Genomic DNA, 12080 nt, shown 5'->3' with positions numbered 1-12080 from the left:
TCAGAGGGGCGCGTGAGGGCTCCGTTCGCGATCAGGCCGGTGATAGATCAGGACTACGCCGCCTGGAAGCCGCTGTGGGACGGCTATAACGCGTTTTACGGCCGCAGCGGAGCGACCGCGCTAGCGGAAGCGATCACTTGCTCGACATGGCGGCGTTTTCTCGATCGTGACGAACCCGTGCACGCACTCATCGCCGAGCGCGATGGCGAACTGCTGGGCCTGGTGCACTACCTGTTCCATCGCAGTACGACCAGCGCAGGCAATAGTTGCTATCTGCAGGATCTGTTTACGGTGGAGGCGGCGCGCGGTATCGGCGTCGGGCGTGCGCTGATCGAAGCCGTCTATCTGCAGGCGCACCAGGCGGGCTCGCCGCGCGTCCACTGGCAGACCCACGAAAGCAACGCGACCGCGATGCGGCTCTACGACAAAGTGGCCGAGAAATCCGGCTTTGTCGTGTATCGCAAAATGCTGTGACTGCGTTCTCCGCGTCGGCGATTACCAATCGATGCGCATGCGATCGCGAAAGAAGCCGCCATTGAGCGCAGGTCGCGAGGGAAGTGTGGCCGCCCACACGATGCCGGCGGCGCCTTCGGCAACGGGGCGTCCTCCATGGCCACCCATGTCGGTGGCGACCCAGCCGGGGCAAACGGCGTTGACCAGGATGCCGCTGCCGCCCAGCTCCATCGCCAGCATGCGCGTATGGCTGTTCAAGGCAGCCTTGGACACGCGATAGGCCGGGCTGCTCGCACACTCGCTGTCGATGGCGCCGCAGCCGCTGGACACGTTGACGATGCGGCCATAGTCGTGGCGCCGCATCAGCGGAAGCATCGCCTCGGTGAGCTGCCAGGCGCCGAGCAAATTGATCTCCAACGCCTGCCGCACGATCGTCATGTCGACGGAGGACGCTTCGTTGCCGGCATCGAAACAGGCACCGGCGTTGTTCACCAGGATATCCAGGCGTCCGTAGTCGCGTTCGATACGCTTGGCGAGCGCGTAAACGTCGGCGGGCGACGTCACATCCAGCGGCGCCACGAAAACGTTGCCCCCTTCGCTACGAAGCTGCCGCGCAGCTCGTTCACCCGCTGATGCGTCCCGCGAGCCCAGCAGCACGGTCATGCCGCTGGCCGCCAGCTGCCGCGTCACCTCGAGTCCCAGGCCGCGGTTTGCACCGCTGACTAGGGCGACGCGCTGCGCCAGTTCGGGCTCGACCAGCGTCGATGGCCGCCGCGTCCACCTCGCGGGAAACGCCACGGTGTTCATGGAGCGGCGGCCAACTGATCGCAACGCTCGTTGGCGCAGGCCTGCCAGCCACCACCCAGCGCCTTGTACACCGAGACGGCGCGCAGATTGATCGATGCCTGCGCATCCGCCAGCGCATCTTCCGCCGCCAGCTGGGTGCGCTCGGCATCCAGCAACTGCAGGAAGTCGGCCGCGCCTTCGTCGTAACGCACGCGGGCCAGTTCCGCCGCGCGTCGGCTCTGCGCCACTTGATCGATCAATTTCTGCACGCGGTCGCGCTGCAGGTTGTAGCTGACGAGTGAGTTGTCCACGTCTTCCAGGGCCTGCAACACGGTGCGCTGATAATTCGCCAGCGCGGCGTCGGCACGTGCCTCGTTGGCCTTCACGTTGGAGCGTACGCGCTGCACGTTGAGGCCAGACCACGAGATGCTCGGTGCGAGCGACCAGGCACGCGTCGAAGGGCCGCCAAAATTGTTGCTGCGGCCAGACAGGAAACCGAGGAAACCACCCAACGTGATATGCGGGTAGTAATCGGCCTTGGCGACGCCAATGCGGGCATTGGCGGCGGCCAGCTCGCGTTCCGCGATACGGATATCCGGGCGGCGCGTGAGCACGTCGCCGGCGTTGCCGATCGGTAGCGCGACGTCGATCGGTTGGAACTTCTGCAGCGAGAGATCGATGTCCAGTTCACCGGGGCGCTCGCCCAGCAGCACGGCCAGATGCGACGTATCGGTCTGCGCCAGCGTCTGCAATACCGGCAACTGTGCTTCCACCGAACTGAGACGAGCGCTGGCGCTGGCGACGTCCTGCTCCTGGCCTGTGCCGATATCGGCACGAGCGCGGATCAGCCGCAGCGACTCGCGCTGGTTCTCGATATCGCGGTTCGCTACATCGATGCGCAGCTGCGCGCCGCGCAGATCGAAGTAAAAGCGCGCCACTTCGGCGAACAGCGTGACCTGTGCGTCCTGCAACGATGCCTCGCTGGCGCCGGCGTCTGCGCGCGCCGCCTCCACCGAGCGGCGCACGCCGCCAAACAGATCGATCTCCCAGCTGGCATCGAAGCCCGCCTGATAGCTGGTGACCGTGGTGCGCTGATCGGTGAAGCCCGGCTGCTGCCCGCGGCTACGCGAATAGTTCGCCACCGTTTCCACGTCGGGGATCTGTTGTGACTTGGCCACGCCGAGCAAGGCGCGTGATTCACGCAGGCGGGCGAACGCGATCTTCAGATCCGGGCTGTTCAGCGCGGCGCGCTGAATCAGCGCGTCGAGCGTCGGGTCGTTGAACTGCTTCCACCAGTTCGCCTGGAAATCCTGGGTCAATTCCCGCTGGCCATCCACACCCTGCACGGCGACCGGCTTTTCCACGGGCGCATGGTAGTCGGGCCCCACGCTGGCGCAGCCGGCCAGGATCAACGAGGCGGCAAGTGCGGTGAGCATTTTCATCAGTGATTCTCCAGGGCAGGTGCCGGCTGGCTCGCGTGAGCGGCCTTGCGGGCGCGGCGGCGTTCGCTCATGCGTTCGCTCCAGCCACGTACCAGCACATAGAACAAGGGGGTGAAGATCAGGCCGAAGAAGGTGACGCCCAACATGCCGGCGAACACCGCCACACCCATGGCATGGCGCATCTCCGCACCGGCGCCGTGGGAAGTGACCAGCGGCACCACGCCCATGATGAAAGCGAACGACGTCATCAGGATCGGACGCAGTCGCAAGCGAGCAGCCTCCAGCACGGCCTGGGTGCGATCCATCCCCTCGATGATCTGTGCTTCGCGAGCAAACTCCACGATCAGGATCGCGTTCTTGCAAGCCAGGCCAACCAGTACGATCAGGCCGATCTGGGTGAAGATGTTGTTGTCGCCCCCGGACAGCCACACGCCGGAGATGGCGGACAGCAGCACCATCGGCACGATCAGGATCACCGCCAGCGGCAGCAACAGGCTTTCATACAGCGAGGCCAGCACCAGGAACACCAGCAACACGCACAACGGGAACACCAGGATCGCGGTGTTGCCGGCGAGGATTTGCTGATAGGTCAGCTCGGTCCACTCGAAGGTCATGCCGTTGGGCAGGTTCTCGCGCGCGAGTTTCTCAATGGCAGCTTGTGCCTGACCGCTGCTGAAGCCTGGTGCCGGTCCACCGTTGATCTCGGCAGTTGGGTAACCGTTGTAATGCTGCACGCGATCGGGACCGACACTCTGGCGAATGGTCACGAACGAACCCAGTGGAATCGCCTCGCCCGTGGCGCTGCGCGTCTTCAGGCGCAGGATGTCTTCCGGCTCATGACGGAAGCTGGGCTCGGCGGACACATTCACCTGATAGGTGCGACCAAAGCGGTTGAAGTCGTTGACGTAGAGCGAGCCCAAGTAGGCCTGCATGGTCTGGTACACATCGGCCAGATCCACACCTTCGGCCTTCGCCTTTTCGCGATCCACGTCAGCATCGATTTGCGGCACGCTGACCTGATAGCTGGAGAACAGGCCGGCCAGGGTCGGCACTTTCGCGCTCGCCTGGATCAAGCCTTGAGTCTGCTTGTACAGCTCTTCGAAGCCGGCATCGGAACGGTCCTCCACCTGCAAGCGGAAACCACCAATCGTGCCCAGGCCCATCACCGGTGGCGGCGGGAACACGGCGATATACGCATCCTGGATCGCCGCGTATTTCTGGTTGAGCGCGCCGGCGATGGCACCCGCCGACAGCGACGCGTCGCGCCGCTCCTCGAACGGCTTGAGCGTGACGAACACGATGCCCGAGTTGGTGCTGTTGGTGAAGCCGTTGATCGACAGGCCCGGGAACGCCACCGCGCTTTCCACGCCCGGCTGCTTAAGCGCGATGTCGCTCATGCGACGAATCACGTCTTCGGAACGATCCAGTGAGGCGGCGTCCGGCAACTGCGCGAACGACACCAGGTACTGCTTGTCCTGCGCCGGCACGAAACCGGTCGGCACATGGGCAAAGCCGAACAGACCCAGCAGCACCAGGCCGCCATAGATCACCAGCGCGATGGAACCCGAACGCAGGATGCGCTTCACGCCACCCACATAGCGGTTTGCGCTGGATTCGAACAGGCGATTGAACGGGCGGAACAGCCAGCCGAACGCACGATCGATGAAGAGGCTGAGCTTGTCCTTCGGTGCACCGCGTTCCTGCAGCAGCAGGGCGGCGAGCGCAGGGCTGAGGGTGAGCGAGTTGAACGCCGAGATCACCGTGGAGATCGCGATGGTCAGCGCGAACTGGCGATAGAACTGACCCGTAAGGCCGCTGATGAACGCAGCCGGCACAAACACCGCACACAGCACCAGCGCCGTAGCCACGATGGGCCCGGTCACTTCGTTCATCGCCTTGCGGGTCGCTTCCTTGGGCGACAAACCATGCTCGATGTGCCGCTCGACGTTCTCCACCACCACGATGGCGTCATCCACCACGATGCCAATCGCCAGCACCAGGCCAAACAGCGACAGCGCGTTGAGCGAAAAGCCCACCAGCAACATCACTGCGAAGGTGCCGATCAACGAGACCGGGACCGCCACCAACGGAATGATCGATGCGCGCCATGTCTGCAGGAACAGGATCACCACCAGCACGACCAGCGCGATCGCCTCGAACAGGGTATGCACCACGGCTTCGATCGAGCCACGCACAAACACGGTCGGGTCGTAGACGATCTGATAGTCCACGCCCTGCGGGAAATCCTTCTTGAGGTCTGCCATCTGCTTGCGGACTTCGTCGGAGATCTGGATCGCATTGGAGCCAGGGCGAGCAAAGATCGGCAGTGCTACCGCGGGTTGGTTGTTGAGCAGGCTGCGCAGGGCGTAGTTGTTCGAGCCCAGTTCCACGCGCGCCACGTCGCGCAGGTGGGTCACGCCGCCGTTGGCATCGGTGCGCACGATGATGTTGAGGAAGTCTTCCTCGTTGATCAGACGTCCTTGTGTGTTGATATTGAGCTGAAACGCGGCGCTGTTCGGACCTGGCGGTGCATTCAGCGCACCGGCCGCCACGGCTACGTTCTGCTCTTCGATCGCATGCACCACGTCACCGGTGGTGAGCTGACGCACGGCCAGGCGCTGCGGATCCAGCCACACGCGCATGCTGTATTCGCCCGCGCCGAAGATCTGGACATCGCCGACGCCATCGAGACGGGCCAGCTGGTCCTTGATGTGCAGGCGCGCGTAGTTCGACAGGTAGAGCATGTCGTAGCGCTGATCCGGCGAGGTCAGATGCACCACCATGGTCAGGTCGGGCGAACTCTTCTGCGTGGTCACGCCAAGTCGCTGCACTTCCTGCGGCAGGCGCGGTTGCGCCTGCGCCACGCGGTTCTGCACCTGCACCTGGGCGTTGTCCAGATCGGTGCCCAGTGCGAACGTGACGGTCAGCGTCATCGCGCCATCACTGGTCGACTGCGAACTGGTGTAGAGCATGCCTTCCACGCCGTTGATCTGTTCTTCCAGCGGCGTGGCGACGGTTTCGGCGATCACCTTGGGGTTGGCGCCGGGATAGCTGGCGCGCACGACCACGGTGGGTGGCACTACTTCGGGGTATTCGCTGATCGGCAGCCGGAAAAGCGCGATGCCGCCGGCGATCACGATCAGCACCGAAAGGACGCCGGCCAGAATCGGCCTGTCCACGAAAAATTGGGCGATTTTCATTGCATTCGTCCTGGTTGCTCTGGGCACCATTCCCGCGTCGGGCGGGGACATTGAGTGCTTCGTTTCCGATGTGCGGAGACAAACCGTCCCCGGCCTTCTGCAAAAAGACAGAAGGCTTTCACTCATCGCTCATCACTTTCCTGAGCCGTCATCCCTGCGAAGGCAGGGATCCAGCGACTTTGTTTTCCGCGTTCAAGTCACTGGATTCCTGCCTTCGCAGGAATGACGAGCCATTGGCCCTACTTCTGCTGCGCGGCGTTCTGACCCGAACCGGCACCGGCCATCGCCAGCTGCTTGTTTGGATCAAGGCTGCGTGTCTCCATGGCCACCTTGGTCGGATTCACTTCCACGCCGGGACGCACGTGCTGAAGGCCGTTGACGATCACTACGTCCTTGGCATCGAGGCCTTCCGTGACCACACGCAGACCATCGAGCAGCGGGCCGGTAACCACGCGTCGGTATTCGACCTTGCGATCCTTGTCGATCACGTAGACGAACTTGTTGCCGAGGTCCGTAGCGACGGCGCGGTCGTCGACCAGTGCGCGCGGCTCGCGACGGTCGCTGCGCAATTGGATGCGTACATAGAGGCCGGGGGTGTAGCGAGCGTCGGCGTTGTCGAACACGGCGCGCAAGCGGATCGTGCCGCTAGCAGCGCGCAGCTGGTTGTCGACGAAATCGACTCGGCCCGTATGCGGAAACCCCTTCTCGTCGGCCAACGCCATGGTGATCTGCGGCGAGCTGCCATGTTCGCGGCGCTCGCGATCGAACTTCAGGTAGCTGTGTTCGTCCACATCGAAGTAGGCGTAGATCGGGTCGATGCTCACCACGCTGGTCAGCACATCGCTACTGGTGACGAGGTTGCCGGGTGTCACCAAGGCATTGCTCACGCGCCCATCGATCGGTGCGCGCACTTCGGTGAAGCCGAGATTGAGGCGGGCGGCATCCAGCGCGGCCGTGGTCGAGGCGACCTGGGCCTTGGCGCTTTCGGAGGCGGTAACCAGGCGATCGGCCTCTTCACGGGCGACGGCGTGCTGCTCCAGCAGTCGGCGTCCACGTTCCGCATTGGCCTGGGCGAGCACCTGTTCCGAGCGCGCCTGGCTCAGGTTTGCGCTGAGTCGATCCACTTCGGCCTGGTAAGGACGCGGATCGATACGGAACAGCAGCTGGCCCTTGCGCACGGCGGTACCTTCCTGGAAGTGCACCGAATCGACGTAACCACCGACGCGCGGGCGCAACTGAATGGTGTCGACCGCCTGCAGTCGACCGGTGAACTCGTCGGCGTCATCGACAGGACGAACCAGCACCTGGGATACCGTGACCGGCGGCGGCGCCCCGGCTGCTGCGGTTTGCGCCTGGGTGTCGCCGCTATGGCCCAGCAGGGCCCAGCTGCCGCCCACCACGGCCAGGGCAAGAATGGCGAGGATCCATCGTTTCTTCATGTCGCGCTCCCAGAATGATCTCGTCGGGGCAGGGGCACGCCGACGAACAGGGGCGAGAGATTAGGTGTACCATCTGGTTCAATAAATACCTCTTTGTGCAATGCAATAGTGACTGCCAGTCACGAATAGGGTGAAAATCGAAGCTATGGAAGACTTTGCCGCAATCTCCGCCTTTGTCCGCGTCGTCGAGGCCAAGAGCTTTGCCGCCGCTGCCGCCCAACTGGGCATGACGCCATCCGGGGTCAGTCGCGCCGTCTCGCGCCTGGAGGAGCAGCTGGGTGCACGGCTGTTGTTCCGTTCCACGCGATCGCTGCGATTGACCGACGATGGGGCCTCGTTCCATGCACGTTGCAAGGAGATCCTCGCCGATCTCACCGAGGCCACCGAGGCGCTCGGCTACGCCAGCCGCAAGCCCAGCGGCAAGCTGCGCATTGGTGCACCGGCTGCCGTGGGTCGTACCGTCATCATCCCCAGGCTGGCCGAATTCGAGCAGCGCTATCCGGATATTCGACTTGAGCTGTCGATGTGTGACTACGCCTACGACCTCAATGAGGAAGGCATCGACTGCGCCATCCGGGTCGGGCCGCTGGAGGATTCCAGCCTGATCGCCCGCAAGATCGGCTACCTGCGCAACGTCATGCTCGCCTCGCCGGATTATCTGGCGAAGTACGGGGCGCCGCAGAGCATCGAGGATCTGAAGGACCACCGCTGCATCAACTACGTCCAGCCCAACGGCCGCCCGCGCCAGTGGCAGTTCGACACGCCAAGCGGGCAGGTGGGGGTCGACATTGATGGACACCTGCTGATCAACGACGCCGAATCGGTGATCCAGGCCGTGGTCGCGGGGCTAGGCATCACCCAGGCGCCGCACGTCATTGCCGCCTGCATGCTCGACTTCGGCAAGCTCGAACTGGTGATGACGGACACCATCTCCACCGGCAAGCCGGTCTGGATCGTCTACCCGCAGAAGAAACACCTGTCTGCCCGCGTGCAGGCCTTCATCGAATGGGTACGCGAGGTGTTCGAGCAGAGCAACGAACCGGGTAAGCACAAGAAGCCCGTGGCGGTGCCAGCGCAGCCCGAGCGCATCCGCGCGTGACGAAAAGGGGCGCCAGGGCGCCCCTCAAAAGGTCTAGCCGCCCGCCGGCACCAGCAGCAACAAGGCAATGCCCAGCGCGATGCGGTAAATCGCGAACGGAGTAAAGCGATGGCTGCGGATATAGCCGAGCAGCCACTTCACCGCGATGAAGCCCACCACGCCGGAGACGATGAAGCCGACGATCAGCGCGGTCCAGTCCTCGTGCACGCCGCCTTCCTTGACCACCTTCAGCAACTCATAGCCGCTGGCGGCGTACATGGTGGGAATGCCGACCAGGAAGGCGAATTCGGTGGCCGCCGCGCGGTTGCTGGTGCCCGCCAGCATGGCGGTGAAGATCGTGGCCGCCGAGCGCGAGGTGCCCGGGAAGATGCCCGCCACCATCTGCGCGATGCCGACCAGGATGGCCACGCGCCAGGTTACGGTGGTGCGATCCGGCTGCCGAGCAGCCAGCCGTTCCGCCGCGAGCATCCAGACGCCGCCGATCACCAGCGCCCAGGCCACCGGCGTCACCGCCTCGGGCAGCTTGAAGCCGCGATTGACTGCAATGAAGCCCAGTACCGAAGTGATGAGGAACGCCACCAGCAATTTCGCTAGGTAATCGCGGTTGGCCGGCACACGCCATTGCGTGAACAGCTGCCAGATGCGGCTCCAGTAAATGAAGGTCACCGCCAGAATGGCGCCGGCCTGGATGCCGACGTTGAACAGGTCCGAGCGTTCGCCCAGGCCAAACTTCTCGGCAATCAGCAGATGTCCCGTGCTCGAGATCGGCAGGAACTCGGTGATGCCCTCGATGATGCCGAGCAGGATGACGTTGATCAGGTCACTCACGGAAAACGCACTCCGGACGGGTTGGGCGGGCGTCGGCGGCATGCCGGCGCAAAGCGGCATAGCTTACGGGAATGAGATGGGCTGGCGGTCGGGCGAAAGGGGGTGCAAGCTAGTTCGCTTGAGCCGGGCGCTTCACTTGCCGAGAGGGCACGCCCAAGGAAGTATTGCACCAGTATGGTGCGAGCTTGCGTTTCATTATTGTGCAACGTGATGGCGTCAAGATCGTTCGTATTGACCTAAGGCATTGATAAGCTTAGAACCAACGGCTTGGCACAAGCCTTGCTCAAGACACTGTCGTTTTCTTCACCTTTAGCCCGCCGAGGTTGTCCATGTCGTCCGCCGCCCAGAAAGTTCTCGATCTGATCCAGGAACACGAAGTCGAATTCGTCGACTTCCGCTTTGCCGACATGCTCGGCAAGCACCATCACGTCACGTTCCCGGCCCATGCCATCGACGAAGGCACCTTCGAGGACGGCAAGATGTTCGACGGCTCGTCGATCAGCGGCTGGAAGGGCATCAACGAGTCCGACATGATCCTGCTGCCGGATCCGGATACCGCCTATATCGATCCGTTCAGCGCGCACACCCAGATGGTCTTGCATTGCGACGTGCTCGAGCCGTCGACCATGCAGGCGTACGGTCGTGACCCCCGCTCCATCGCCAAGCGCGGCGAGGCGTACCTCAAGTCCACCGGCATCGCCGACACGGCCTTCTTCGGTCCGGAGCCGGAGTTCTTCATTTTCGATTCCGTGCGCTGGCAGAACGACATGGGCCGCGTGTTCTACGAAATCGGCTCGGAAGAGGCTGCATGGAGCTCGCGCTACAAGTACGAGGACAACAACACCGGTCATCGCCCGGGCGTGAAGGGTGGCTACTTCCCGGTCAGCCCAGTCGACTCGTTGGGTGACCTGCGCGCCGACATGTGCAAGGTGCTCGAGTCGCTGGGCCAGGTCGTCGAAGTGCATCACCACGAAGTGGCCAATGCCGGCCAGTGCGAGATCGGCGTGAGGTTCAACACGCTGGTGCAGAAGGCCGACGAGCTGATGACGATGAAGTACGTCATCAAGAACGTCGCCCACCAGAATGGCAAGACCGTCACCTTCATGCCCAAGCCGATCGTTGGCGACAACGGTAGCGGCATGCACGTGCACCAGTCGCTGTCCAAGGACGGCAACAACCTGTTCGCGGGTGATCTGTACGGCGGCCTGTCGCAGACCGCGCTGTGGTACATCGGCGGCATCTTCAAGCATGCCAAGGCCATCAACGCGTTCGCCAACTCCACCACCAACAGCTACAAGCGCCTGGTGCCGGGCTACGAAGCGCCGGTGATGCTGGCCTACTCGGCCCGCAACCGTTCGGCCAGCTGCCGCATTCCGTACGTGTCCAGCCCGAAGGGCCGTCGCATCGAAGTGCGCTTCCCCGACCCGATGAACTCCGGCTACCTGGTGTTCACCGCGCTGATGATGGCCGGCCTCGACGGCATCATCAACAAGATCGACCCGGGCGCGCCGGCCGACAAGGATCTGTACGACCTGCCGCCGGAAGAAGAGAAGAACATCCCGCAGGTATGCTCCAGCCTCGACCAGGCGCTGGAAGCGCTCGACAAGGACCGTGACTTCCTCAAGGCCGGTGGCGTGTTCACCGACGACTTCATCGACGCCTACATCGGCGTGAAGATGCAGGAAGTGACCCGCTACCGCGCCAGCACGCATCCGCTGGAGTTCCAGATGTACTACGCGCTCTGATCGCGTAGCGCTGAGAGTGGAAAGAAAAACGGGCGCTTCGGCGCCCGTTTTATTTCAGGGCGGAAAGCGCTCGGTCGTAGTGAACCGTGTTTCCTGGGCGCAGATTCCCGGAGAAAGGCGACATCATCGTGGGCAATGCACTGGCTCCCTCCTGCTAGCCCGAGGCTTACCTTCTGCATCTGGAACCGGGTGCACAAGGAAGCGTCATGCGACGAGATGCTCGCTCACGTAACCGCCTCAGCGCGTTATTCGTTTTGATCGGTCTTGTCGCTAGCTCGCCCGTCATGGCCGTGGAAATCGCGTCGCCCATCATGTTGGCGAACGTCTATCACTCCGGCATCGCGCTTGATGATTATTGGGTCAGCGAAAAATACGACGGCGTGCGCGGATATTGGGATGGCGAGAAGCTCCTCACGCGCAGTGGAGCCACCATCCATGCACCCATCTGGTTCACCGCCCGCTGGCCGAAGACGCCAATGGATGGCGAGCTTTGGGTAGGACGGGGGGAATTCGAGGTGGCGGCGGCCACCATTCGCCAACTGCCGGCCGATGATGCCGCGTGGCGCCGCGTTTATTACATGGTATTCGATCTGCCGGCGCATCCCGGTCCGTTTACCGAACGCATTCCGGCGTTGCAGCGGGTAGTGACCGCGCTGAACGTTCCCTGGGTGCAGCCCGTGCTGCAATACAAGGTAGCCAACGAATCCGTGCTCGAGGTGCAACTCGAGCGCGTGATTAAACAAGGCGGTGAAGGCTTGATGCTCCACCGCGGCGCATCGCTATACCGCGCTGGGCGCAACGACGATTTGTTAAAGCTCAAGCCTTATGACGACGCGGAGGCACGGGTGATCGCGCATCTCCCAGGCAAGGGTAAATACACCGGCATGCTGGGTGCATTGCTGGTCGAAACGCCGGACGGCATGCGCTTTCGCCTGGGCTCGGGTTTCACCGACGCGCAGCGCCGCAACCCACCAGCCATCGGGAGTCTGGTGACTTATCGATATCGCAGCCTGACCTCAAACGGCAAACCGCGATTTGCCACCTTCATGCGGGTTCGTGAAGAAGGGTGAGCACGACACCGCGAAGCG

The 12080-nt window shown here is 63.2% G+C and carries 9 protein-coding genes; 4 read left to right on the top strand and 5 right to left on the bottom strand.

The annotated features are described in order from the left end of the window. Nucleotides 1–12 precede the first annotated feature (12 nt). A complete protein-coding gene (locus OUZ30_RS19770) occupies nt 13–474 on the top strand; it encodes a GNAT family N-acetyltransferase (protein WP_266184181.1) in 462 nt (153 codons plus the stop codon). 21 nt (nt 475–495) lie between these two features. On the opposite strand, the gene OUZ30_RS19765 is transcribed toward OUZ30_RS19770, so the two are convergent. The 4 genes from OUZ30_RS19765 to OUZ30_RS19750 all read right to left on the bottom strand — a co-directional run bounded on the left by OUZ30_RS19765 (nt 496) and on the right by OUZ30_RS19750 (nt 7320). Next, nucleotides 496–1260, bottom strand: a complete 765-nt coding sequence (locus tag OUZ30_RS19765) for an SDR family oxidoreductase (RefSeq protein WP_266184180.1) — start codon at nt 1258–1260, stop codon at nt 496–498. Continuing rightward, on the bottom strand, nt 1257–2681 hold the full coding sequence (locus OUZ30_RS19760; protein WP_266184179.1) for an efflux transporter outer membrane subunit: 1425 nt from the start codon (nt 2679–2681) through the stop codon (nt 1257–1259). The genes OUZ30_RS19765 and OUZ30_RS19760 overlap by 4 nt, the downstream gene beginning before the upstream one ends. Further along, a complete protein-coding gene (locus tag OUZ30_RS19755) occupies nt 2681–5881 on the bottom strand; it encodes an efflux RND transporter permease subunit (RefSeq protein ID WP_266184178.1) in 3201 nt (1066 codons plus the stop codon). The genes OUZ30_RS19760 and OUZ30_RS19755 overlap by 1 nt, the downstream gene beginning before the upstream one ends. A 239-nt stretch (nt 5882–6120) precedes the next feature. Then, nucleotides 6121–7320 carry an efflux RND transporter periplasmic adaptor subunit gene (locus tag OUZ30_RS19750; RefSeq protein WP_266184177.1) on the bottom strand — a complete coding sequence of 400 codons (1200 nt, stop codon included), beginning with the start codon at nt 7318–7320 and terminating at the stop codon, nt 6121–6123. 145 nt (nt 7321–7465) lie between these two features. On the opposite strand from OUZ30_RS19750, the gene OUZ30_RS19745 reads away from it, so the two are divergent. Then, nucleotides 7466–8419 (top strand): LysR family transcriptional regulator, encoded by a 954-nt coding sequence (locus tag OUZ30_RS19745; protein ID WP_266184228.1) that lies wholly within the window; start codon nt 7466–7468, stop codon nt 8417–8419. Between the two features lie 33 nt (nt 8420–8452). On the opposite strand, the gene OUZ30_RS19740 is transcribed toward OUZ30_RS19745, so the two are convergent. Then, on the bottom strand, nt 8453–9247 hold the full coding sequence (locus OUZ30_RS19740) for an undecaprenyl-diphosphate phosphatase (protein WP_266184176.1): 795 nt from the start codon (nt 9245–9247) through the stop codon (nt 8453–8455). Nucleotides 9248–9576: 329 nt separating this feature from the next. Here OUZ30_RS19740 and glnA point away from each other — a divergent pair, with 329 nt between their 5' ends. Further along, complete coding sequence (gene glnA / locus OUZ30_RS19735) at nt 9577–10992, top strand: type I glutamate--ammonia ligase (RefSeq protein WP_266184175.1); 1416 nt, start codon at nt 9577–9579, stop codon at nt 10990–10992. 206 nt (nt 10993–11198) lie between these two features. Further along, the gene (locus OUZ30_RS19730) at nt 11199–12062 is read left to right on the top strand and encodes a DNA ligase (protein WP_266184174.1); all 864 of its coding nucleotides are present in this window, start codon (nt 11199–11201) and stop codon (nt 12060–12062) included. The last annotated feature ends 18 nt before the right edge of the window (nt 12063–12080 follow it).

The organism is Dyella humicola (genome assembly GCF_026283945.1).
Lineage (GTDB): Bacteria > Pseudomonadota > Gammaproteobacteria > Xanthomonadales > Rhodanobacteraceae > Dyella > Dyella humicola.
Note: the sequence above shows the minus strand (reverse complement) of the source record. Positions and strands in the feature narration are given on the sequence as shown.